The organism is Sulfitobacter profundi (assembly GCF_042661425.1).
In the GTDB taxonomy this organism is placed as follows: Bacteria; Pseudomonadota; Alphaproteobacteria; order Rhodobacterales; family Rhodobacteraceae; genus Sulfitobacter; species Sulfitobacter profundi.
The window spans coordinates 1,730,875-1,754,263 of the sequence record NZ_JBHSWA010000001.1; the positions used below are offsets into that span (position 1 = coordinate 1,730,875).

A 23,389-nucleotide genomic window follows, 5' to 3' on the forward strand; every position below is an offset into this window, starting at 1 on the left:
TAGGGGCGGCCGCACCTTGGGGGTGAGGTTAGTCGTCTTGGGTGATTTCGCCGGTGGAGGCGTCAATCAGCACCTCGCGTTCGCCTGTCGCATCGGTCAGTTCGACCTCATAGACCATGCGGTCATCTTCATCGTCGAGCGAGAGTTCCTCGATCCTCGTGCCGTCTTGGCCTTCGAGTTCGGCCAGCGCTTTCATCAGCACATCGCGGGAGGTGCCAGCGGCGCGCAGTTCATCTTCTTGGAAGAGGCCGCTGAGGAAGCTGGTGAGCTGTTCTTCGGATTGCGAGATCACCTCGCCGGTTGCGGCGTTGACGGTGATTTCGTAGACAGCCTCGCCGCGGACAAGGTCAATTTCATAGACCAGCGCGTCGCCTTCGGTTTCGATCTCGGCTTCCAGTACGCCGCCGTCGATGCTGCTTTGTGCGGCTTTGATGGCCTGGGACATGCTGACGCGCTCGGCCTCTGGGGCGGTCTCTTGGGCGAAGAGCGCAGCGGGGGCGATCAGGAGAGATGCGGCAAGGGCGGTGAACTTATGTGGCATGGGAAACCTCATGAAATGTGTTGCGGTTTGCCGGCCCCCTATTGGGCGACGGCGTTCGCGGTTCAACGCTTGGCAAAGCGGGGTGTTCCATGGGGCAGGGAGGCCCGCGTTAATCCGCGAAGAGGTTGTCGCTCTGGGCGATTGCGCGGGCCTTGTCCTCGCTCACGTTGAGAAAGCGCGCGAGGGCTGCGGCGTTCGTTTCGGTGTCGGCGTATTCAGAGAGGCGCGTATAATTTTCAAACTGCGCGTCACGGATCTGGTCGACCTCATGCAGCATGTTCCCCCGGATTGTAGGCAGCAGGCGCGAGAGGTTTTCCTGCGAGGTCTGTTCCCCGGTCAGGCCGATGCGCAGGGCGTGGCCGGTGAGATAGGCATCTGTCAGCTTGCATTCGACTTCGAGCATGCGCACCTGTGCGCGATCTGAGGCGAAATCGCGCAGCAGGTCGAGGTTGGATGTATCAATGCAGACGATTAGCCGCCTGCTGTCGTAGTAGTCATAAAGCATCCGCATCAAGGCGCGCCGGTGGCGGGTGCGTTTTTCCAGCGAGGTTTGAATGCCGCCGAGATCGGGCAGGGGGTGTCTTCTTCGTTGAAGAGGAAATCCACCGCCGGGAGGCCGGTTTCCTGACGTATCCGACCGACGAGCCGTTTGGCGACATGCCATTTCTTGGCGAGGATGATCAGCAATTCACGCTCGCGGCCAAGGCTGGCTTCGGTCTCCCAAAAGCGGGGGCGAAGCGGCGGCCGATGCGGCCCCTTGCGGTGAGGAAGTCGAATAGGTTGCGGCCTTCGTCGCTGATCTGAAATTGCACGCCTTGGGCGGCATAGAGCAGGCCGAGGCGGCGTTTGAGGTCCAGCGCTTCGGGGCTGATTTTGCGCGCGAAGAGGTGGTTTTGACCGAGCAGCAGATCGTAGTGATCGTTGTAGAATGTGACCGGCATGCCGTAGTCGGAGAACAGCAGGAAGGTCAGGCTGCGGTTGGAGATTTCGGCCTCGGGGACGAGGTGGCGCACGAGGGTTTGAAAGAAGGTCTCATCCGGGATCCATGTGCTGCGGAAAAGGCGCATCACGTCGCGGCGGCGATGGGTGAATGCCATCAGCGCCTCGATGGTGCGGCGGCGCAGGCACCACCATTGGCTGCCGATTTGCACCTGAAGGTCGGCGGGGATTTTGCGGGTGAGGCCAAGGCGTTTCTGGGCCTCGAACATCGCGTAGAACCGCTTGCGCTGTGTGCGCTCGTTGAACCAGTGGCGATAGATCAGCCGCTCTTCTTTCCAGCCGGTCTTGATCCAATCGCTGTCGAAATAATCCACGCTTTCGATGAAGTCGGTGTCATTCTCATCAAGAAACTGATGCGCGTATTCTGCCGATTTGATCGCCATGCAATCGCCGGACATCAGGTAGAAATGCGTGGCGCGGGGGAAGCTTTGCAGTGCGGCGGTGAGCGTATCCAGCGTGGCCTGCACCAAAGACCATTCACCCCAGCCGCAGCGGGTGCGTTTGCGCGGGAAGGTGACGCTGGGGTTGTCGCCAAGGGCGGCGGTGATCTGGGCGTAATCCTCGGCACTGGCGGAAGCGTCAAAGTGGATCGCCATATAGTCGCCCACGGCGGTCAGCCGCTCGGCCTGCCGGATAACAGCCTCCGGATCCTTGTGGCACAGCAGGATATAGGCAATTTTCGCCATGCAGGATACCGAATGTCCTTGTCGCGGCCCGCTTGCATCGGCCTTTTGTCGTGGATCACTTACCTAGTTAATCGTGAAGACCGATTGAATAAACAGCATTTCTTTGCTTTTTTGCGCGAAGGCCAGATTGTTGCTTAAAACAGTCAGCGCCAGCAGGAGGCGAGTGAGCATGGGTTTTCCCGGAACATGGATGACGGAGAGCGAGAGCATGGTGTACCGGGTGGTGCCCAAATGCGCCTGTTCGACCATCGGGCAGATCATGTTTTATTCCGATCATGGCGAATTCTTTGACGGCGACATCCATGATGCCAAGGCAGGCATCCACAAATGGGCCTTGGATGCATCGCAGGGGCCGATCACCGATAATGTGACGGCGCGCAAGTCCTATGCCTTTACCTGCGTGCGCAATCCCTACACGCGGGTCCTGTCGTCCTTTTTTGACAAGATTTGCGGCATCCAGCGCAATGGGCGGCGGTATCGCGGCAATTTGGTGCCGCTGCTGGTTCAGAAATACGGGATCGACGTGGGCGGCGATGACGGCAAGCAGGAGTTTGACCAGATCGCGAGTTTCCGGCGTTTCTTGCTGTTTGCGCGTGATACCATTCGTTGGCGGCGGCCGATGGACCCGGACATTCACTGGTCTGCGGTGTCGGGGCACGTCAGCACCTTCATCATCAACGGTGGCACCTACGATAATATCTTTTGGACCGAGCAGTTTAACGACGGCATGCAGCAGGTGCTCGATGCCGTGGACACGCCGCATAAGGTTGATCTGGCGGCGATCCCCCGGTTCAACGAAAGCGAGGGCCACGGGCCCAAGCGGGCGCATCCGGTTGAGGATTACTTTGACGATCTGTCGATGCATCTGATGCGCGAGATCTATAAGCGCGACTTCGATCTGTTCAAATATGACTTCGACAATCCGGGGAACAAGCTGCCCGTGGGTGAGATTGATCTTGATGAGGTGCACGCCAAACTGGGTGACTGAGCGGCTGCATCTTGCACCGGGGCGGGGGCGCTCTACATGCTTTGGCATGTCACAGGTCAAATCCAGCTCCAAATCCGATCCGAACTACAAGGTGATCGCCGAAAACCGCCGTGCGCGGTTTGATTACGCTATCGAAGAAGACATCGAATGCGGCATCATCCTTGAAGGGTCCGAGGTGAAATCTCTGCGCGAAGGCGGGGCGAATATCGCCGAGAGTTACGCCGCCGTGGAGGATGGCGAGCTGTGGTTGGTGAACTCTTACGTGGCGCCCTATAAGCAGGCCAAGACCTTTCAGCATGAGGAACGCCGCCGCCGCAAGCTGCTGGTCAGCCGCAAGCAATTGGCGGACCTGTGGAACGCGACGCAGCGCAAGGGCATGACGCTGGTGCCGCTGGTGATGTATTTTAACCATCGCGGCATGGCGAAGATCAAGATCGGTGTGGCCAAGGGTAAGAAGCTGCATGACAAGCGCGAGACGGCGGCGAAACGTGATTGGTCGCGGCAGAAGCAGCGGTTGTTGAAGGATCATGGCTGATACGCACGGCAGGCCCGGAATCAAGCCGCAGGCGCCGGGCCATCGCCTGCCCGTACCGGCGGGCTGGCGATTTGGTGAGGCGGGCGCCTCCTTGACGGCACACATCAAAGCTGAACCATAAAATGTTGCCAACAGCCCGTAGCATCGCCACCCCACGGGCAGGCGATGGCCCTCCTTACACCTCTCAAACCCCCTTCCACTTGCCAGCATCCCCTACCGGTTATAGTCAAGGGCAACGCCCGCGACGAAGGAGGCCCCGATGGCCGACGATCCCAAGACATTGGTTTCAACCGACTGGTTGGCTCAGCACCTGAAAGACCCGGACCTGCGCATCCTTGATGCCTCGTGGTATCTGCCCGACGCCGGACGCGACCCAAAGGCCGAATATGACGCCGCTCATATCCCCGGCGCGCGGTTCTTTGACATTGATGATATCTCTGACGCGCGGTCGGACCTGCCGCATATGGCGCCGCCGATCGAAAAATTCATGTCGCGCCTGCGCGCGATGGGCGTGGGTGATGGGCATCAGGTGGTGGTCTATGACGGCGCCGGGCTGATGTCGGCGGCGCGTGTCTGGTGGCTGTTCCGCCTGATGGGGCAGGAGAATGTCGCCGTGCTTGATGGTGGTCTGCCCAAATGGCAGGCCGAGGGGCGCGAAACCGAAGATATGCCGCCCGTGCCGCGCGACCGCCACATGACCGTGCGCTTTCAGAACCAGTTGGTGCGCGATGTGACGCAGGTCGCCCATGCCTCGAAACTCGGCGATCCGCAGATCGTGGACGCCCGCGCAGCCGCCCGCTTCCGCGGCGATGCGCCAGAGCCACGCGAAGGGCTGCGCGCAGGCCATATTCCCGGCGCACGCAATGTGCCCTTCACCGAATTGCTCAACGACGACAAAACGATGAAGACCCCCGAACAGACCCGCGCCATTTTCGAGGCGGCGGGCGTGGACCTTGCCAAACCCGTCATCACCTCTTGCGGGTCGGGCATCACCGCCGCCGTGCTGGCGCTGGCGCTGGAGCGGGTGGGTCACCGCAAATGGTCGCTCTATGATGGCTCATGGGCTGAGTGGGGCATGTTCCCCACCGTGCCCGTCGCCACTGGCGCAGCTTAACCCTTTTTAGTTACCTTCCAACCGGAGAACCCCATGTTCGAGACGCTCAAGGCGCAACCCGCTGACAAGATCCTCGCCCTTGTACAGGCCTACCGCGAAGACCCGCGTGACACGAAGATCGACCTCGGCGTCGGCGTTTACAAAGACGCCAGCGGCAACACCCCGGTGATGCGCGCCGTCAAAGCCGCCGAGCAGCGCATCTGGGAAAACCAAGACACCAAGGTCTACACCGGTTTGGCTGGTGATCCGGCCTATACCAACGCGATGGCCGCGCTTGTGCTGGGCGATGCCGTGCCGCGCGGTGCGATTGCCGCCGCCGCCACCCCCGGCGGGACCGGCGCGGTGCGTCAGGCGTTTGAACTGGTGCGCATGGCCAACCCCGAAGCGCGCGTTTTCGTCTCTGACCCGACATGGCCGAACCACCTGTCGATCCTGTCCTATCTGGGCATGGAAGTGGTCAACTACCGCTATTTCGATAGCGCGACCGGCGGCGTGAACTTCGATGGGATGATCGAAGATCTCAAAACCGCCAAAAAGGGCGATGTGGTGCTGCTGCATGGCTGCTGCCACAACCCAACCGGCGCGAACCTTAACAGCAGTGAGTGGGACGCGGTGATCGAAGTGCTGCAAAGCACCGGTGCCGTGCCGATGATCGACATCGCCTATCAGGGCTTTGGCGACGGGCTGGAAGCCGATGCCGCCGCGACCCGCAAAGTGGCGTCTTCGGTGCCCGAATGCCTGATCGCGGCAAGCTGTTCCAAGAACTTCGGTATCTACCGAGAGCGGACCGGCATCCTGATGCTGGTCGCTTCTGAGGCGGCCCAAGGGCTGAACCAAGCCACCTTGGCCTTTCTCAACCGCCAGAACTACAGCTTCCCGCCCGACCACGGCGCGCGGATCGTTTCGACCATCCTGACCGATGACGCGCTCAAGGCCGACTGGCAGGCCGAGTTGGAAGACGTGCGCAACGCCATGCTTGCCCTGCGTGAGCAGCTCGCCGGTGAATTGCAGCGCCTGTCCGGGTCGGACCGCTTTGGCTTCCTCGCCCAGCACCGGGGCATGTTCTCGCGTCTTGGCACCACCCCGGACAAGGTCGAAGCGCTGCGCGAAAAGCATGGCATCTACATGGTTGGTGACAGCCGTATGAACATCGCAGGGTTGAACCAAAACAGCGTGCCAATTCTGGCCCGCGCGATCATCGACGTAGGCATCTAACGCTATTTCGGGCCGCGCCTGCCGCGGCCCGAACATCCTGCCGACCCAAGCGTTGATAACATAACTGGGCACTATGCCCCCGTAATGTCTACATTAAAACAGAACTTGGTCGGATTGCCCGGATTGAGTACCTTGAGCGAAAACTTAAGGTCAGGCAAATTTTAGAATCAATTTTTCAATGCATTCGGTTGGATGTTGGCATGCCAGCCGTACAGCTCGTGATTGTGACGGCATCGGTTGTCACCGTCTTGGGCTATTGGGTGCGTGGCCACAGCAGTCTGCCCGGCAAACATTGGTTCTTGCTGGCGATCTTGGCCATGGACATGTGGCTTCTTTCAGTCGGGGTCGAGCTTTCGGCCACCACGGCGGCCTGTGCCTTTGGAGTGAGCCGTTGGGCATGGATCGGCTTTGTGCTGCTGCCGACCTTCTGGGCCTTTTTCCTCTACGAATATGCGCTCGGGGCCAAGGTGCCGCGGTATCTGGTGCCGATCTGCGCCGGGGTTGCGCCGGCGCTGATCACCCTCGCGGCAGTGACAAGCGGCTGGCATGAGAAATTCTACGGGCCGGAAACCAAGTGGATTTTGAGCGAAGAGGGGGCCTACGTCCAATCTGACCATGGCCCGCTCTTTTTCATCGCGATTGCCTATCTTTACATGGTCATCGTGGCTGCGGCGGTGGTGGCGGGCCGTGCCGTACGGACGGCCAACCCCGCGGTGCGCAGCTTTTTCCTAAAGCTCTTCGCCGCGACGCTGATCCCCATGGTGGCCAATCTGGGCTATATTCTGGGCGGGATCACGCTGTTTCACACCGATCCGACGCCCTTTTCCTTTGCGCTTTCGCTGACGCTGGTGGTTTGGCTGGTGGCTGACAACCGCTGGATCGATGTCAACGCGATCGCGCGGGAGCTGTTGTTCTACAACAGCACCGACCCGGTTTTCGTGGTCGACCCATCAGGGGTTGCGATTGAGACGAACCCGGCTGCGGCCGACCTGTTGCGCCGCGGCGCAGAGCCCGAAGCACCGCTGAGCGAGTTCGGAGAGCTGGGGCCAGTCATTCGCCATCTCGCGGCCCACGGTAGCCTGCCGGACGTGACCGATATCCAGTTGGGCCACCGCCATTTCGCCGTACGCGCTCATGCGATTTCCTTGGGTGTCGGGCAAAAACAGGTCGGTTGGGCGGTGGCGCTCTTGGATGTGACGGTGCAAAAGATCGCCGCTCAGAAAGCGATCGCCGCCGAGCAGATGCAGATGCAGTTCCTTGCCACGGTGAGCCATGAGTTGCGGACCCCACTGACGGTGATCAACGGCGCGCTTGGCCTGCTGTCACAGGGCGGCGCAAAGCTGAGCGATGCGCAAAAGGCCCGTTTGCTTGGAAAGGCCACAGACGGTTCCGAGACGCTGACGACGCTGGTTAACGATCTGATCGACACGCAAAGCCTGAGCAGTGCGGCGTTCAGCATTGACCTTCAATCTGTGGCACTTGGCCCGCTGGTGCAGGGCGCTGTGGCGCGCGCGGAAAGCCTGCAACCCGACAAGGATATCCGTTTCACCTGCGCGTTGTCTGATGCCCCCTGACCGTGCAGGCGGATGCAGAGCGGTTGGGTCAGGTTTTTGGCAATGTGCTCTCGAACGCGGTGAAGTTCTCTTTGCCCGGCGGTTTGGTAGAAGTCAGCCTTGAGCAAGCCGAAGGCATGGCGCTGGTGCAGGTAAGCGATAGCGGCTGCGGCATTCCTCCGGGGGCGGAAGAGCAGGTCTTTGCCCGTTTCTCGCAGCTTGACGGCTCCGACACGAAAACTGCCTATGGCAGCGGTCTGGGGATGCATATCACGCGGCAAATTCTGGACCGGCACGGCGGCAGTATCCGCTATGTCAGCGCGCCGGGTGTCGGCACGACCTTTACGATTTCTTTACCCTTGGTGGCCTAACGCAAACCGCCCGGCCATTGCTGGCCGGGCGGTCAATTGCTTGGCGATGTGGCTAGGGCTTAGCCCTTGGCGAACTCAGGATAGGCTTCCATCCCCAGTTCGGACATGTCCAAACCGGTGATCTCGGCTTCTTCGCTGACGCGGATGCCACCGGCAGCTTTCAGGATCAGCCAGACAACGAAGCTGACGACGAAGACAAAGAGGCCAACCGCGGCAAAGCCGATGATCTGTGTGACGAAAGATGTGCCCTCGGTATAGACTGGCACAACCAGCGTGCCCCAGAAGCCAGCGATCAGGTGAACCGGGATCGCGCCGACCACGTCATCGATCTTGAACTTGTCGAGCATGGGCACGGTGAAGACCACGATGACACCACCCACGGCACCGATCCAAAGCGCGCCGAACAATGTCGGGTCAAGCGGCCCGGCAGTGATCGAGACGAGGCCCGCCAGCGCGCCGTTCAGCACCATGGTCAGGTCGACCTTTTTGTACATCACCTGTGTCAGGATCAGCGCAGCAACAGCACCGGCGGCAGCGGCCATATTGGTGTTGGCAAAGATCTGCGCCACGGCGTCGACATCTTCGATTGTGCCCATGGCAAGCTGCGACGCACCGTTAAAGCCGAACCAGCCCATCCACAGGATGAACGTGCCCAAAGTGGCGAGCGCAAGGTTGGAACCCGGCATCGGCACAACGCGGCCATCTTTGCCGTATTTGCCCAAACGTGGCCCCAGTACGATGGCACCAGCGAGGGCGGCAAAGCCACCAGCGGCGTGCACAAGGGTCGACCCGGCAAAGTCGCTAAAGCCCATTGCGGAAAGGAAACCGCCGCCCCACTGCCAAGATGCTTCGATCGGGTAGATGAAGCCGGTCAGCACGACCACGAAGATCAGGAAGGGCCAGAGTTTGATCCGCTCGGCCAGCGCGCCGGACACGATGGAGGCGGTGGTGGCGCAGAACATCAACTGAAAGAAGAAGTCGGAAGCGTTGGAATAGCCGCCTGCGTCAATCTCGGTCTTGATGTCTTTGGTGGCGAAGGTGCCAAAGACGCCTTCCATGATCCAATTGCCGTCACCGGGGTACATGATGTTGTAGCCCACCAGCCAATACATGACCGCCGCAATGGCAAAGAGGCCCATGTTCTTGGTCAACTGCGTTGTGACGTTCTTGGAGCGGACAAGTCCGGCTTCCAGCATGGCGAAACCCGCCGCCATCCAAAAGACGAGGAAACCGCCGATCAGGAAAAGCAGGGTGTTGAAGATGAAGGTCGTATCCGCCAGCGTCGCGTATTCCGCGTCCTGTGCCAGCGCCAGCCCGGGCAGGGCGATGACCGCCGCTGCGAGGGGAAGTATTAAGGTGGGTTTCATATGGTCGTTTCCTGTCTGCGGGTCCGAATGCGTGCTTACCGAAGCGGGCGGCTGCCCGTGCAGCATGAGAAAACCGGATATCGGGCGCTCTTGGACAGGTTTGCTTGCCATATTTGCGCCATTGCTTGGCAGTGCTGCCTAAAAAGCGGGCGCCGGCTGGAATCTGCCTATAAATTAATCAGACATTTGACGCCGATTGGACCTTGCAGCGCTAAACAAACCGCTGCAGTCAGGCTAAAGTGGCGAAAAATAGGGCCGAGCAGGCGATTTTATGACTGACAAGAACAAGCGCAAACGCCCTCTGGTCGCCGACAGGCGGTATCCGGGCAAGGCCAAACCCAAGCCCAAGACCTCTGCGCGGGCCAAACCGGCCACGCGCAAGGCAGCACCGGCCCGCCGCAAGGCCGCGCGCACCAAACGCCCTCGGCGCGGGGGAATCATTGGTTTCTTTGCTGGCTTGGCCCGTTGGATTTGGCGTTTGATCTGGACGATCACATGGCGCGTGAGCCTTGTGGCCTTCCTCGTTCTCGCCTTGGCTGTCGGCTATATCTATACCACCATTCCGCCGCTCGAAGCGCTGTTGGATGGCCGCGCGCGCGGCTCTGTCACCATGCTCGACCGGGAGGGAGAGGTCTTTGCCTGGCGCGGCGACCAGTTTGGCGGCGTGGTCTCGGCAGACTCGGTGTCCAAACATCTGCGAAACGCGGTCATCGCCACCGAAGACAAGCGATTCTACAACCATCTCGGGGTCAGCCCCCGGGGCATCGCCTCGGCGGTGCGGATCAACCTAAGCGAGGGCCGCGGCCCTCTTTCCGGCCATGGCGGGTCGACCATCACCCAGCAGACGGCCAAACTGCTTTGCCTGGGCGAGCCCTATGACCCCAGCAGCGGCATGACGGAAAAGGAATATGAGGCGGAATGCCGTCGCTCTTCCTTGGGCCGCAAAGCCAAAGAAGCGCTTTTTGCCGTCGCAATGGAGATTAAATACTCCAAGAGCGACATCCTTTCGATCTATCTGAACCGTGCCTACATGGGCGGCGGTGCCTTTGGCGCAGAGGCCGCGGCGCAGCGATTCTTCGGCAAGCCCGCCGCGGCGCTTTCGCCGTCTGAGGGCGCGATGCTGGCCGGTCTTTTGACCGCGCCCACAACCCTATCGCCCACCAACAATCTGGATCGCTCGCAAAGCCGTGCCGCCACGGTGATCCGCCTGATGGAAGATCAGGGCTATCTGACCGCAGCCGAGGCTGACGAAGCCATCGCCAATCCCGCGCAACTGTCCGAGGCGGCAGAGGCCGAGGCGGGCGGCTATTTCGCCGATTGGGTCATGTCCTCGGGGCCGGAGTTCTTTACCCGCAACACCACCGAAGATGTCATCATCAAAACCACCCTCGACCAGCGCATCCAGCGCGCGGCAGAGGAGGGGCTGAAATGGGTCTTTGAAAACAAGGTGCGCGACACCTCCAAAGCGCAGGCGGCCATCGTGGTGATGTCTTCTGATGGGGCGGTGCGGGCGCTGGTCGGCGGGCGCAAGACCAAGGTCGCGGGCGCGTTCAACCGTGCCACGCAGGCGATGCGCCAGACCGGGTCGGCGTTCAAACCCTTCATCTATGCCGCGGCGCTTGATCTGGGCTATTCGCCCGAAGACATCATCGTGGACGAACCCTACTGCCTGAACATCCCCGGTTCGGGTGAGTGGTGCCCCAAGAACTACACCAAGAACTTCAAAGGCCCGGTCTCCCTGACAGACGCGCTGAAAGACTCGTTGAATATCCCGGCGGTCAAAGTCTCGGAAAGCGTAGGCCGCGAGACGGTGAGTGCGGTCGCCACGCAGTTCGGCATCAAGAGCGATCTGGCCGCAGGCCCGGCGCTGGCACTTGGCGCATCGGAAAGCACCCTGCTCGAGATGACGGGCGCCTACGCGGGCATCCTGAACGGCGGCTCTTCGGTGACCCCCTACGGGCTGGTCGATCTGCGCCTCTTGGGCGAGACGGAGCCGCTGATGGGCACCGGCGGCGGTATCAACGAACGGGTCATCCAAGAAGATGCCGCGCGCCAGTTGGTCTATATGATGGAGAAGGTGATCTCGGAGGGAACCGGCCAGCGCGCCCAGTTTGGCGACCGTCAACTGGCAGGCAAGACCGGCACCACCTCGGCCAACAAAGACGCTTGGTTCGTCGGCTTTTCGGCGGATTATGTGGCCGGGGTCTGGATGGGCTATGATGACAACACGCCGCTCACCGGGGTCACAGGCGGTGGCCTGCCCGCAGAGATTTGGCGCGAAACCATGAGCCGCGTGCATGATGGGCTGCCCCTCAAGGAGTTGCCGATGCAGGCGCCCGCCCCGCCCAGCAACCTGAGCGAAGCGCAGCCCGAACCGCAGCCACAGCCGCAGCAACCGCAGGGCGGGGGCAATCAGGGGAGTGGCGGCGCGGACAATGTGATCGACCGCGTTCTGCGTGACATCTTTGGCGGCGGCAGCAGCGGCAGTGGCGCCAGCGCGCCTGCACCCAGTTTCCTCGACCGCTAAGGCGGTCGGGGCGGCGGCCCGAGAAAAAATGGCACTGGGTTATCAAAATCATTATCAATTCCCCATAAGCGGGAAGCGTGTCGGGTTCTGTGTGGGCAGCTTCGAAAGGGATTGATGCAAAGCGATGTGGTGAACAGGGGGCTGTCCGAACTGCGTCGCGTGCGCGGGCGCAGCCGTGGGCTTTATTGGGCTGTGGCCTTGTTCAGCCTATTCGCCAATATGCTCATGCTTACCGGCCCGCTGTATATGTTGCAGGTCTATGACCGGGTGCTCGGCTCCGGCTCCGAAGAGACGCTGATCGCCCTCTCGGTTCTTGTGGTCTTTCTTTATGCGGTGATGGGGCTCTTGGATTACACGCGCGGCCGGATCATGGCGCGGGTGGGCGCGCGGTTTCAATCCGATCTCGACCGGCGTGTGTTCGACGCCGTGGTGCGCAAATCCGCCGTGGCCCCGGATGTGAAGACCAACGCGGGCCTTGCCGATCTTGAAGCCGTGCAACGGCTGATGACATCGCCGGTTCTGATGGCCGCCTTCGATGCACCTTGGACGCCGATCTTTTTCGCGGCGATCTTTCTGTTCCACCCGATGCTGGGGTGGCTGGCGGTGAGCGGCGCGGCGGTGCTGGTGGTGATCACCATTGCCAACCAGTTGCTGTCGCGCGAAAGCCAAGCGCGTGCAAACCTCTCGGGGCAGGCAGCGAACGCAATGTCGGACCAGATCAGGGTCGAGGCTGAGATGGTGCAGGCCATGGGGATGCGTGACGCGGCATTCTCGCGCTGGCAACAGGTCCGGGGTCAGGCGTTGGAACAGCAGGTCAAATCGACCGACGTGGGCGGCACGTTCACCGCGATGACCAAGACGCTGCGGTTGTTTCTGCAATCCGCCATGCTGGGGCTCGGCGCGTGGTTGGTTTTGAAAAACCAAATGACTCCGGGCGCGATGATCGCAGGCTCGATCCTGCTGGGCCGGGCGCTGGCGCCGGTCGAACTGGCATTGAACCAATGGCCGGTGGTGCAGCGGGGGCGGTCCGGTTGGGCCAATCTGGCGCAGCTTCTCGGCGCCGTGAGCGAAGAACCCCCGCGCACCGCGCTGCCGCAGCCCAAAGCGCGGCTGGTCGCCAAGGCGCTGACCGTCGTGGCACCGGGCGAGAAACAGGCAGCGCTCAAGTCGATCAATTTTACCGTCGAGCCGGGGCAGGCGGTGGGCGTGATCGGCCCGTCGGGGGCGGGGAAGTCGACATTGGCGCGCACGCTCACCGGGGTCTGGCCGCCTGCGGGCGGGTCGATCCGGCTGGATGGGGCCGCCCTTGAGCATTACGGGAGCGAAACCTTGGGGCGGCATATCGGATACCTGCCGCAGCGCGTCCAATTGTTCGATGGCACCATCGCCGAGAATATCGCCCGGCTGTCCCCCGACCCCGACGATGCCAAAGTGATCAAGGCCGCCAAATTGGCGGCGGCGCATGAGATGATCCTCGAATTCCCCAAGGCTATGACACGCCCATTCGCGCGGGGCAGGTGCGGCTTTCTGGCGGACAGATGCAGCGCATCGGGCTGGCACGGGCGCTTTATGATGACCCGGTGATCGTGGTGCTGGATGAGCCGAATTCGAACCTCGACAATACCGGTTCTCAGGCGTTGAACCACGCAATCCGGCAGATGAAGGCGAGCGGGCGGTCGGTGCTGATCATGGCACATCGCCCAGCGGCCATTCAGGAATGTGACACGCTGCTGGTTCTCGATAACGGCATCCGCAAAGCCTTTGGTCCCAAGGATGAGGTGCTTGCCGGGATGGTGCAAAACCACCGCGAGATTCAGCAGGCCCCCCGCGGTCGGGGGCGTGGTATGACCGATCACGGCGACAAACGCTGGTCGGCAACCCGGCCCCTGATCCTTGGGTTCTTCGGGCTGATCTTGCTTTTCGGCGGTTTTGGGACTTGGGCCGTGACCAGCCAAATCGCCGGGGCGGTGGTGGCTTCGGGCCGGATCGAAGTCGACCGCAACCGGCAGATCGTCCAGCATGAAACCGGTGGTGTGGTGGCCGAAATCCTTGTGGATGAGGGCGACAGTGTCGCCGCCGGTGACGCTTTGCTGCGTCTGGATGCAGAGCAGCTGACCTCGCAATTGGCCATCGTCGAGGGCCAGCTTTATGAGCTTATGGCCCGCCGCAGCCGTCTGGAAGCGCAGCGCGATGAGGTGGAGGCGGTCACCTTTGACGAAGAGTTGCGAACCGCCGCCTCCGAAAATCCCGACGTGCAGGAACTGGTGGACGGCCAGCGCAACCTGTTTGACGCGCGCCGCGTCAGCGTGGCCCAAGAGCTTGAGCAATTGGGCAAACGCCGGGCGCAGATCAACGCGCAAATTCGCGGGGTCGATGCGCAAGAGGCCGCGCTATCGCGCCAGTTGGAGCTGATCGAAGAGGAGTTGGGTAATCAGCAGTCGCTGCTGGACCGTGGCCTGACGCAGGCCTCTGCCGTCTTGACGCTGATGCGCGAGCAGGCCCGTCTGCGCGGCCAGATCGGCGAGTTGTCGGCGCAAAAGGCGCAATCCCAAGAGCGGGTGACAGAGATTGACATCGAGCGGCTGAAACTGCGCTCCGCCGGGCGGGAAGAGGCGATCACCCAGTTGCGCGACCTGCGCTACCGCGAGTTGGAGATGGCCGAACAGCGCCGCGCGCTCAGGGCCGAGATTGACCGGCTTGATATTCGCGCGCCGGTGTCGGGGGTGATCTATGGGATGCAGATCCAAACCCCGCGGTCGGTCGTGCGCGCGGCGGAGCCGTTGATGTACCTCGTCCCCCAAGATCGCCCGCTGGTCATCGCCGCGCGGGTCCAGACCATCCACATCGATCAGGTCGCCGTGGGCCAAGAGGTCAATCTGCGTCTTTCGGCGTTGAACCAGCGCACCACGCCGGAACTGGTGGGCAAGGTCTTGCAGGTCTCTGCCGATTCCATTGACGACGACGCGACCGGGCAAACCTATTACCGGGCCGAGATTGCGCTTAACCCCGGCGAGATCGACAAGCTGGAAGAGGGCACGATCTTGCTGCCCGGCATGCCGGTTGAGGCGTTTATCCGCACCGGCGAACGCTCTCCGATGGCCTATCTGTTGAAACCGATGGCCGACTATTTTGCGCGCGCGTTCCGCGAAAGCTGATGCGCGGCGCCGGGCGGGCGGCAAAGGGGCTTTTCCTCGGGGCGGAGGGCGGTTAGCGTCCGCTTGAACCCGCAACCAAAGGAAGCCCGTCATGTCCCTGACCGCCCGCCTTGCCGATCTCGGCATCACCCTGCCCGACGCGCCCGCACCGGCCGCGAACTATGTGCCCTTTGTGGTCACCGGCAATACCGTCTATGTTTCGGGCCAAATCTCCAACGGGCCGGATGGGTTGATCACCGGGCGTTTGGGCGACGGTATGGATGTCGACGCCGGGGCCGCCGCCGCGCGCAGCTGTGCGCTGAGCCTTTTGGCGCAGGTCCGCGCTGCTTGCGGAGGCGATCTGGACCGTCTCATACGGGTTGTGAAACTGACGGGCTTCGTGAACTCAACCGCCGATTTCACTGACCAGCCCAAGGTCATCAACGGGGCCTCCGACTTCATGGTCGAGGCTTTGGGCGACGCGGGCCGCCACGCCCGCTCGGCGGTCTCTGCCGCATCACTGCCACTGGGTGTCGCCGTCGAAATCGAAGGCATTTTTGAGATCGAATGACCCTTCCCGCCGCCTTTCTGGACATTCCGCTGGCGCATCGCGCGCTGCATGATCTCTCTGCCGGGCGGCCCGAGAACAGCCGCGCCGCCGTGCGGGCGGCTGTCGATGCAGGTGTCGGCATCGAGATTGATGTACAACTCAGCGCCGATAACAAGGCGATGGTGTTCCATGACTATGCTTTGGAGCGGCTGACACCAGAGCGCGGCGCGGTCCGGCTGCGTGAGGCCAGCGCCCTTGCCGCCATCCCGCTAAAGGGCGGCGACGAGGGGATTCCAACGCTTGAGGAAATCCTCGACCTCATCGCTGGGCGCGTGCCGCTTTTGGTGGAGTTCAAGGATCAAGACGGCGCCATGGGGCCGAACGGGGGCCCGCTTGAGACCGCCGCCGCCGAACTGCTTGGCCGCTACCGGGGCGATTTGGCGGTCATGTCGTTCAATCCGCATTCGGTCCGCGCACTTGCCCATCTTTTGCCCGACGTGCCACGCGGTCTGACCACCAGCGCCTACCGCCCCGATGAATGGCCGCTGCCCGCAGCCACCTGCGATCGGCTGCGGGGCATACCCGACTATGCCGACACCGGCTCCTGTTTCATCAGCCATGAGGCCGATGACCTGAACCGCCCCCGTGTGGCTGAGCTAAAGGCCGAAGGGGCGGCGGTGCTCTGTTGGACGATCCGCAGCCAAGCTGAGGAAGACATCGCGCGTCAGGTGGCGCAGAACGTGACCTTTGAGGGGTATCTGCCGCGTCCGCGCTCTTGATCTGCGAGGCCGAGGCCACACATAGGACGCAAGACAGGCAAGGCTCAGATGAACGCGCAGGAAATCGAGATTACCGTGGTGCCAGAACTGGCACAGATCGGCCAAAAGGACTGGGACGCCTGCGCCTGTCCCGAGGCCGCGGGCGGGGGCCGTCCGCGTGACCCGTTCACGACCTATCGTTTCCTGTCGGCGCTAGAGCAGAGCGGATCGGTCGGCCCCGGCACGGGCTGGCAGCCGCAGTATCTGGTGGCGCGGATTGCGGGCCAAGTGATCGCCGTGGCGCCGATGTATGCCAAATCGCACAGCCAAGGCGAATATATCTTCGACCACAACTGGGCCCATGCCTATGAGCGCGCGGGCGGGCGGTATTACCCCAAACTGCAGATCGCCGTGCCCCACACCCCCGCCACCGGGCGCCGCTTTTTGGTGCGGCCCGAGTTTGAAGAGGCGGGCACCGCCGCGCTGGTTCAAGGCGCGGTGCAGCTGACCGATAATAACGCGCTGTCGTCGCTCCATGTGACCTTTTGCACCGAGCAGGAGGTCGCCCGGGCCGAAGCACTGGGCCTGATGAGCCGCAAAAGCCAGCAGTTTCACTGGCACAACCGCGACTATGCGGATTTCGACGGTTTCCTCGCCAGCCTGTCTTCGCGCAAGCGCAAGAACATCCGCAAAGAACGCGCACAGGCGCAGGATTTTGGCGGCACGATCCACACCTTCACCGGCGACCAGATCGCGCCCGAGCATTGGGATGCCTTTTGGCAGTTCTACCAAGACACCGGCGCGCGGAAATGGGGCTCGCCTTACCTCACGCGGGAATTCTTTGACCACGCGCAAGAAAACCTGCGCGACGATATCGCGCTGGTGCTGGCCGAACGAGAGGGGCGTTGGGTTGCCGGGGCGCTGAACTTCATCGGGGCAGAAACGCTCTTTGGCCGCTACTGGGGCTGTACCGAACACCACCCCTTTCTGCATTTCGAACTGTGCTATTATCGCGCCATGGATTTCGCCATCGCCCATGGGCTTTCCCGTGTCGAGGCGGGTGCGCAGGGCGAACACAAGCTCGCACGTGGCTATCTGCCGTCACCCACATGGTCGCTGCATTGGATGCGCGATCCGGGCTTTGCCTCTGCCGTGGGGGAGTATCTGCAGGCCGAACGCGACGCCGTGGATGAGGAAATCAGCGTGCTGACCGACTACGGCCCCTTCAAAAAGACGACGATCGAGGAACAAGAATGACCGAGAGATTAAGCATCGAGACCCGTAAGACGCTGCTGCAACCGCTGTTCAATACCGGCTGGGAGATGGTCGAAAGCCGGGATGCGATCCACAAGACGTTCAAGTTCAAGGATTTCGCCGACGCCTTTGGCTGGATGACAAGGGTGGCTATTTGGGCGGAAAAGTGGAATCACCATCCCGAATGGAGCAATGTTTACCACCGCGTGGAGGTGACGTTGATCACCCATGACGTGGATGGGCTAAGCTCGCTCGACGCGAAATTGGCGCGCAAGATGGATGGTCTCTTTGGGGCCGGGAAAGACTGACGGAGAGACCGGATGCAAGATTTGTTTGAAACGGAACTGTGGCAGGGCAAGACGATTGCCGATCTGCTGACACTGGAGTTTCTTGCCAGCGCGGCAGGCTCGGTGATCGGCGCGATTGTGATCCTGTTGCTGGGGTGGGTCATCTCAAGTTGGCTGCAACACCGTGTCGAAAACCTTGGCAAGCGGAACAAGCACCTCGACGAGATGCTGTTCGAATTTCTGGCTTCCATCGTGCGCTATGTGGTGCTGGGCTTTACCGTTTTGTTCGTGCTCAACACTTTCGGGGTCAAGACGACCTCGGTCGTGGCGGTTATCGGTGCGGCGGGTCTGGCGATTGGTCTGGCCCTGCAGGGCACCCTGTCGAACGTGGCCGCCGGGGTCATGCTTATCCTCTTTCGTCCGATCAAGATCGGCGATTTCGTGGTGATCGCGGGCGAGATGGGCACGGTCAAACAGATCAACCTGAACTACACCGTGCTGGCCGACCTCAGCAATGTGCAGGTCATCGTGCCGAACTCTGAGGTTTGGGGCAATGTCATCACCAACTATTCCGTCAACCCGACCCGCCGTGCGGAATGGACCTTTGGCGTGGGCTATGGCGCGAACCTCAAGACCGCCGAAGAGATCATTCGCAGCACGATCATGGCGGATGAACGCGCCCATGCCGATCCTGAGCCCTTCATTCAGGTGAACAATCTCAACGACAGTTCGGTCGATTTCCTTGTGCGGGTCTGGTGCAGCGCGGGGGATTATTTTGCCTTCAAGGCCGATATGACCCGCAAGGTCAAAGAGGCGTTGGATGAAGGCGGGGTGGATATTCCGTTCCCCACACGCACCATCGTGCAGGCTGCGGAATAGGCCTTCGCGTCTGTGGCCCTTCGCGGGGCACCCCCATCAGTAAAACGCCCGGCCAATCTGGCCGGGCGTTCGCATTTTACATATTGTCCAGCAGTGCTTCGCCGCCGGAAATCTCGCAGGTGCCGGGGCTTTCCTCGGGCTGCCACAGTGTTACCTTGCCGTCTTCGACGAGCATCGCATAGCGTTTGGACCGGCTGACCAGCCCGGCACCTTCGGCGTCGAACTCCATGCCGATGGCGCGGGTGAATGCGCTGCTGGCGTCGGCCAACATGGTGATCCCGGCCTCACTCGCGCCGGTCGCTTCGCCCCACGCTTTCATCACGAAAGGGTCGTTGCAGGAGACGCAGATCACCTCATCCACGCCTTTGGCGTCGAACTGATCTTTGGTGCGCACGAAGCTCGGCACATGGGCAGAGTGGCAGGTGGGCGTGAACGCACCCGGCACGGCAAAGATCACCACTTTGCGGCCCTTGAGCTTGTCGGCCATCTGTACCGGCTCGGGCCCATCCGCGCCCATCTGAACCAGTTTCGCGTCCGGCAGCGTCGAACCTTGAGAAATCGTCATGGGATAGCCTCTCCTGTCATTGCGGTTGTCTTGGGGCCAGATATAGGCTTTGACCGCGACTGAGACCAGATCAATTGGGGGTAGGCAAATGCAGCATGTGGTGGTGATCGGAGCCGGGCAGGCGGGGGCCTCTTGCGTGGCCAAACTGCGCAATGGCGGGTTCGAGGGCAAGATCACCCTGATCGGGGCCGAGCCTTGCCCGCCCTACCAACGGCCACCGCTGTCCAAAGGGTATCTGCTGGGCGATATGACACTGGAGCGGCTGTTTCTGCGGCCCGAGGCGTTCTATGCCGACCAAGGGATCGCGCTCAAGACCGATTGCTGCGTTACCGCGCTTGACCCCGAGGCGCGTGTTCTGAGCACGACCGAGGGCGAGGTCGCGTATGACGAACTGGTGCTCGCTACCGGCTCCCTCCCGCGTCGGCTGCCAGCGGCGATTGGCGGCGATCTGGATGGCGTCTTTACCGTGCGTGATCTGGCGGATGTGGATGCCATGGCGCCGCGTTTCGTGAAGGGCGCGAAGGTTCTGATCGTCGGCGGTGGCTACATCGGGCTGGAAGCCGCGGCTGTCGCGGCCAAGCTGGGGCTAGAGGTCACGCTGGTGGAAATGGCCGACCGCATCCTGCAGCGCGTCGCAGCGCCCGAGACCAGTGATTATTTCCGCGCCCTGCATGAAGGCCACGGCGTGACCCTGCGCGAAGGCGTGGGGCTGGAGCGGCTCTTGGGCGAAGGCCACGTCACCGGCGCACGGCTGAGCGATGGGACAGAGATTGCCGCCGATTTCGTCATCACCGGCGTGGGCATCGAGCCCGACATCGCGTTGGCCAAAGCAGCAGGGATCGAGATCGACAACGGCATCAAGGTCGACGCGCAGGGCCGCACGACTGTGCCGGGCATCTGGGCGGCGGGGGATTGCACCTCTTTCCCCTATCGCGGCGGGCGTATCCGGTTGGAAAGCGTGCCCAATGCCATCGATCAGGCCGAGGTGGTCGCTGAAAATATCCTCGGCGCGGGTAAGGAATACATCGCCAAACCGTGGTTCTGGTCGGACCAATATGACGTGAAACTGCAAATCGCCGGGCTGAACGCAGGCTATGACCGCGTGATCACCCGCCTTGGCGAAGGCAGCGCGTCGTTCTGGTACTACCTTGGCGAAACGTTGCTGGCCGTCGATGCCGCGAACGATCCGCGCGGCTATATGGTGGGCAAACGGCTGATCGAAGCGGGAAAATCGCCAGACCCGGCTTTGGTCGCGGACTCTCAGACAGACCTAAAGGCATTGCTGAAACCATGAGGATTATCGCTGGGAAATACCGTGGCCGACCGCTTGCCGCGCTTGGCAAGGGCGACGCCGGGGCGCATCTGCGACCGACCTCCGACCGGGTGCGCGAGAGCCTTTTTTCGATGTTGACCCATCACGATGTGATCGAGGGCGCGCGGGTGTTGGACCTGTTCGCAGGCACCGGCGCGCTTGGGTTCGAGGCCCTGTCGCGCGGTGCTGTGTCGGTCTGCTTTGTTGAGAATGGCCGGACAGGTCAGCAGTTGATCGGGGAGAACATGCGCAAACTAGAGGCAGAGGCGGAAACGCGGCTGCTGCGCAATGACGCGACGCGGCTGGGGCCATGCGCACAGGACCCTTTCGATCTGGTCTTCCTTGACCCGCCCTATGGCAAATCCTTGGGACAAAAGGCGCTTGTTGCGGCAGCCGAAGGCGGCTGGTTTGCACCCGGCGCGATGATCGTTTGGGAGGAAAGCGCACCCATGCACGCGCCCGAGGGATCGCCCGGATCGACACGCGCAAATACGGCGATACCCATGTGACGCTGCTGCAACGGTCTGCAAGCTAACGGCTTTTTGCCGAGCGCTATCCCCTCTCAGGTTGATCCTTGTCTTTTCCGACAGAATAAGTCACCTATTGCCCGAAGGCCCGGCGCGCCCTGCGTCGGGACCAAGGTGATTTTCAAGGAAGGACATTCGATGCGCCTCAAAGCGACCACGGCCATTGCGCTGATCACATGCGCCGCCGCTCCGGCATTTGCACAAGACAAGGCCGAGGTGCTGGGCACCTATGCCGACATCGCGCAGGCGGGCTACGAAGACAGCCTGACTACCGCGCAGACGCTGCAAGCCGCCGTCGAGACGCTGATCGCCACCCCCTCGGCCGATGCGCTTCAGGCTGCGAAAACCGCATGGCTGGCCGCCCGCGTGCCCTACCAGCAGACCGAGGTTTTCCGCTTTGGCAACGCCATCGTCGATGACTGGGAAGGCAAGGTAAACGCTTGGCCGCTGGACGAAGGTCTGATCGACTATGTCGACGCCTCCTATGGCGGCGAGACGGATGAAAACCAATTGGCGGTTCTGAACGTCATCGCCAACCCGACCTTCACGCTGGGCGGGGAAAAGGTGGACGCCACCGAGATCACGCCTGCGCTCCTCGAAGGGCAGTTGCATGAGGCGGGCGCGGTCGAGGCCAATGTCGCCACCGGCTATCACGCCATCGAATTCCTACTCTGGGGCCAAGACCTGAACGGGACTGAGCATGGCGCGGGCAACCGCCCTTGGACCGACTACGCAACCGGGGAAGACTGCACCGGCGACAACTGCGACCGCCGTGGGCAATACCTGAAAGCCGCGACCGATCTGCTGGTCAGAGATTTGGAATGGATGGCCGCTCAATGGGCCGAAGGCGGTGAGGCACGCGCCGCCGTGCTGGCAGACGAAGACGCCGGGATCGACGCGATCCTGACTGGCATGGGCTCGCTCTCCTACGGTGAGCAGGCGGGTGAGCGGATGAAGCTGGGCGTCATGCTCAACGACCCCGAAGAAGAGCACGACTGCTTCTCCGACAACACACACAACAGCCACTATTACGACGGTTTGGGCGTGCGGAACGTCTATCTGGGCGAATACCTGCGCGTCGATGGCCGCGTGGTTTCCGGCGCATCGCTGGCTGACCTCGTGGCCAGCGCCGATGCCACCGTCAACGAAGACCTGCGCGCCAAGCTGAACGCCTCCATGGTGGAACTGGGCCAGATCAAAACCGCCGCCGAAGCGGGTTTCAGCTATGACATGATGCTTGAGCGCGGCAATGCCGAAGGCGAAGCGCTGATCATGGGCGCGGTCGATGCGCTGGTGAACCAGACCCGCGCCATCGAGCGTGCCGTGACGGTTCTGGGCGGTGACGAAATCGCCTTTGAAGGGTCCGACAGCCTCGACGCGCCGGAGGCGGTCTTCCAGTAATCCTAACCCTTCCTCTGGGCCGCTGCGGCGGCCCGGGGCCAGCCAAGGAATACGCAAAACCATGATTGTTTGTCACTGTCAGAACATCACCGATCGCGACATCAACAATGCCATCGACTGGATGCGCGCCTCTGATGCGCGCACGGTCATTACTGCGGGCAAAATCTACCGTGCCTTGGGCAAAGCAGCCGATTGTGGCGGTTGCATGCCTCTGTTCTTGTCTACCATGCGCGGAAATGGCAACTTTTCCGTGCCTGTGCTGACAACCACTCTAAGTCAGGCAAAACCAAACAAGGAGACAGGTTCATGAAGGGCGACGACAAGGTCATCGAATATCTCAACGCGGCATTGCGCAGCGAATTGACAGCCGTGAGCCAGTACTGGCTGCATTACCGGCTGCAAGAAGACTGGGGCTATGGTCGGCTTGCCGATAAATCGCGCGAGGAAAGCATCGAAGAGATGAACCACGCCGACAAGCTGATCGAACGGATCATCTTCCTTGAAGGGCACCCCAACCTGCAAAAGCTGGACGCGCTGCGCATCGGTGAAACGGTCAAGGAATGTCTTGAGTCCGATCTGGCCGCCGAACATGAGGCCCGCACCCTGTACATTGAGGCGCGCAATCACTGCGATCAGGTGGGCGATTACGTCTCAAAGAACCTGTTCGAGGAATTGATTGCCGACGAGGAAGGGCATATCGACTTCCTCGAAACTCAATTGTCGCTTCAGGCCGAACTGGGCGAGGCCGTCTATGGCCAGCTTCAAGCCAAGCCGACAGACGACAGCAAGTAACTTCGACTGGCAGGCCCGGTTTTGGGCCTGCCGC

At 61.7% G+C, this 23,389-nt stretch carries 22 protein-coding genes and 2 pseudogenes; 19 read left to right on the forward strand and 5 right to left on the reverse strand.

All coding sequences use genetic code 11. From position 1 onward, the window contains the following. Positions 1–28: 28 nt before the first annotated feature. The 3 genes and pseudogenes from ACFQAU_RS09030 to ACFQAU_RS09040 all read right to left on the reverse strand — a co-directional run bounded on the left by ACFQAU_RS09030 (position 29) and on the right by ACFQAU_RS09040 (position 2,487). Positions 29–541 carry a PepSY domain-containing protein gene (locus tag ACFQAU_RS09030; protein WP_165935542.1) on the reverse strand — a complete coding sequence of 171 codons (513 nt, stop codon included), beginning with the start codon at positions 539–541 and terminating at the stop codon, positions 29–31. A 109-nt stretch (positions 542–650) separates the two neighbouring features. After that, positions 651–2,226: pseudogene (locus ACFQAU_RS09035) on the reverse strand (DUF5928 domain-containing protein). Positions 2,227–2,289: 63 nt separating this feature from the next. Continuing rightward, positions 2,290–2,487 carry a hypothetical protein gene (locus ACFQAU_RS09040; RefSeq protein WP_260012847.1) on the reverse strand — a complete coding sequence of 66 codons (198 nt, stop codon included), beginning with the start codon at positions 2,485–2,487 and terminating at the stop codon, positions 2,290–2,292. Between ACFQAU_RS09040 and ACFQAU_RS09045 the strand changes: the two genes are divergently transcribed. The 6 genes from ACFQAU_RS09045 to ACFQAU_RS09070 all read left to right on the forward strand — a co-directional run bounded on the left by ACFQAU_RS09045 (position 2,396) and on the right by ACFQAU_RS09070 (position 8,002). Beyond that, positions 2,396–3,214 carry a sulfotransferase family protein gene (locus ACFQAU_RS09045; RefSeq protein ID WP_132444077.1) on the forward strand — a complete coding sequence of 273 codons (819 nt, stop codon included), beginning with the start codon at positions 2,396–2,398 and terminating at the stop codon, positions 3,212–3,214. The genes ACFQAU_RS09040 and ACFQAU_RS09045 overlap by 92 nt on opposite strands. Before the next feature lie 46 nt (positions 3,215–3,260). Then, the gene (smpB, locus tag ACFQAU_RS09050) at positions 3,261–3,749 is read left to right on the forward strand and encodes an SsrA-binding protein SmpB (protein WP_067266812.1); all 489 of its coding nucleotides are present in this window, start codon (positions 3,261–3,263) and stop codon (positions 3,747–3,749) included. Between the two features lie 259 nt (positions 3,750–4,008). Continuing rightward, complete coding sequence (gene sseA, locus ACFQAU_RS09055; protein WP_067622460.1) at positions 4,009–4,863, forward strand: 3-mercaptopyruvate sulfurtransferase; 855 nt, start codon at positions 4,009–4,011, stop codon at positions 4,861–4,863. Between the two features lie 33 nt (positions 4,864–4,896). Beyond that, complete coding sequence (locus ACFQAU_RS09060) at positions 4,897–6,078, forward strand: amino acid aminotransferase (RefSeq protein ID WP_132444078.1); 1,182 nt, start codon at positions 4,897–4,899, stop codon at positions 6,076–6,078. Positions 6,079–6,278: 200 nt separating this feature from the next. Beyond that, complete coding sequence (locus ACFQAU_RS09065) at positions 6,279–7,652, forward strand: histidine kinase N-terminal 7TM domain-containing protein (protein ID WP_386281783.1); 1,374 nt, start codon at positions 6,279–6,281, stop codon at positions 7,650–7,652. 2 nt (positions 7,653–7,654) lie between these two features. Continuing rightward, positions 7,655–8,002, forward strand: coding sequence for a sensor histidine kinase (locus tag ACFQAU_RS09070; protein ID WP_386281786.1), 348 nt, complete (start codon positions 7,655–7,657; stop codon positions 8,000–8,002). Between the two features lie 59 nt (positions 8,003–8,061). On the opposite strand, the gene amt is transcribed toward ACFQAU_RS09070, so the two are convergent. Beyond that, positions 8,062–9,369 (reverse strand): ammonium transporter, encoded by a 1,308-nt coding sequence (amt, locus tag ACFQAU_RS09075; RefSeq protein ID WP_132444080.1) that lies wholly within the window; start codon positions 9,367–9,369, stop codon positions 8,062–8,064. 271 nt (positions 9,370–9,640) lie between these two features. On the opposite strand from amt, the gene ACFQAU_RS09080 reads away from it, so the two are divergent. From ACFQAU_RS09080 to ACFQAU_RS09115, 8 genes are all read left to right on the forward strand, one after another. After that, positions 9,641–11,896: a transglycosylase domain-containing protein gene (locus ACFQAU_RS09080; protein WP_206054281.1), complete on the forward strand. Its 2,256-nt coding sequence runs from the start codon at positions 9,641–9,643 to the stop codon at positions 11,894–11,896. Between the two features lie 114 nt (positions 11,897–12,010). Then, positions 12,011–13,480, forward strand: coding sequence for a type I secretion system permease/ATPase (locus tag ACFQAU_RS09085; RefSeq protein WP_386281791.1), 1,470 nt, complete (start codon positions 12,011–12,013; stop codon positions 13,478–13,480). Next, the gene (locus ACFQAU_RS09090) at positions 13,435–15,051 is read left to right on the forward strand and encodes an HlyD family type I secretion periplasmic adaptor subunit (protein ID WP_386281794.1); all 1,617 of its coding nucleotides are present in this window, start codon (positions 13,435–13,437) and stop codon (positions 15,049–15,051) included. Before ACFQAU_RS09085 ends, ACFQAU_RS09090 begins: the two co-directional genes overlap by 46 nt. A gap of 91 nt (positions 15,052–15,142) precedes the next feature. Beyond that, positions 15,143–15,601, forward strand: a complete 459-nt coding sequence (locus ACFQAU_RS09095) for a RidA family protein (protein WP_132444083.1) — start codon at positions 15,143–15,145, stop codon at positions 15,599–15,601. Beyond that, positions 15,598–16,359, forward strand: a complete 762-nt coding sequence (locus ACFQAU_RS09100) for a glycerophosphodiester phosphodiesterase family protein (RefSeq protein ID WP_120349961.1) — start codon at positions 15,598–15,600, stop codon at positions 16,357–16,359. The genes ACFQAU_RS09095 and ACFQAU_RS09100 overlap by 4 nt, the downstream gene beginning before the upstream one ends. Before the next feature lie 48 nt (positions 16,360–16,407). Next, complete coding sequence (locus ACFQAU_RS09105) at positions 16,408–17,595, forward strand: GNAT family N-acetyltransferase (RefSeq protein WP_132444084.1); 1,188 nt, start codon at positions 16,408–16,410, stop codon at positions 17,593–17,595. Next, positions 17,592–17,900: a 4a-hydroxytetrahydrobiopterin dehydratase gene (locus ACFQAU_RS09110; RefSeq protein WP_132444085.1), complete on the forward strand. Its 309-nt coding sequence runs from the start codon at positions 17,592–17,594 to the stop codon at positions 17,898–17,900. The genes ACFQAU_RS09105 and ACFQAU_RS09110 overlap by 4 nt, the downstream gene beginning before the upstream one ends. A 12-nt stretch (positions 17,901–17,912) precedes the next feature. Beyond that, complete coding sequence (locus ACFQAU_RS09115; protein WP_132444086.1) at positions 17,913–18,758, forward strand: mechanosensitive ion channel family protein; 846 nt, start codon at positions 17,913–17,915, stop codon at positions 18,756–18,758. A gap of 76 nt (positions 18,759–18,834) precedes the next feature. On the opposite strand, the gene ACFQAU_RS09120 is transcribed toward ACFQAU_RS09115, so the two are convergent. Beyond that, entirely contained in the window at positions 18,835–19,323 is a 489-nt protein-coding gene (locus ACFQAU_RS09120) for a peroxiredoxin (RefSeq protein ID WP_132444087.1), read from the reverse strand. Positions 19,324–19,411: 88 nt separating this feature from the next. Here ACFQAU_RS09120 and ACFQAU_RS09125 point away from each other — a divergent pair, with 88 nt between their 5' ends. The 5 genes and pseudogenes from ACFQAU_RS09125 to bfr all read left to right on the forward strand — a co-directional run bounded on the left by ACFQAU_RS09125 (position 19,412) and on the right by bfr (position 23,355). Beyond that, positions 19,412–20,617: an NAD(P)/FAD-dependent oxidoreductase gene (locus tag ACFQAU_RS09125; protein WP_132444088.1), complete on the forward strand. Its 1,206-nt coding sequence runs from the start codon at positions 19,412–19,414 to the stop codon at positions 20,615–20,617. After that, positions 20,614–21,170 (forward strand): annotated as a pseudogene (rsmD, locus tag ACFQAU_RS09130) (16S rRNA (guanine(966)-N(2))-methyltransferase RsmD). The gene ACFQAU_RS09125 and the pseudogene rsmD overlap by 4 nt, the downstream one beginning before the upstream one ends. Before the next feature lie 130 nt (positions 21,171–21,300). After that, positions 21,301–22,563, forward strand: coding sequence for an imelysin family protein (locus ACFQAU_RS09135; RefSeq protein ID WP_132444090.1), 1,263 nt, complete (start codon positions 21,301–21,303; stop codon positions 22,561–22,563). A 61-nt stretch (positions 22,564–22,624) separates the two neighbouring features. After that, positions 22,625–22,873, forward strand: a complete 249-nt coding sequence (locus ACFQAU_RS09140; RefSeq protein ID WP_067628965.1) for a (2Fe-2S)-binding protein — start codon at positions 22,625–22,627, stop codon at positions 22,871–22,873. After that, positions 22,870–23,355, forward strand: coding sequence for a bacterioferritin (gene bfr / locus ACFQAU_RS09145; RefSeq protein ID WP_067628967.1), 486 nt, complete (start codon positions 22,870–22,872; stop codon positions 23,353–23,355). The genes ACFQAU_RS09140 and bfr overlap by 4 nt, the downstream gene beginning before the upstream one ends. The last annotated feature ends 34 nt before the right edge of the window (positions 23,356–23,389 follow it).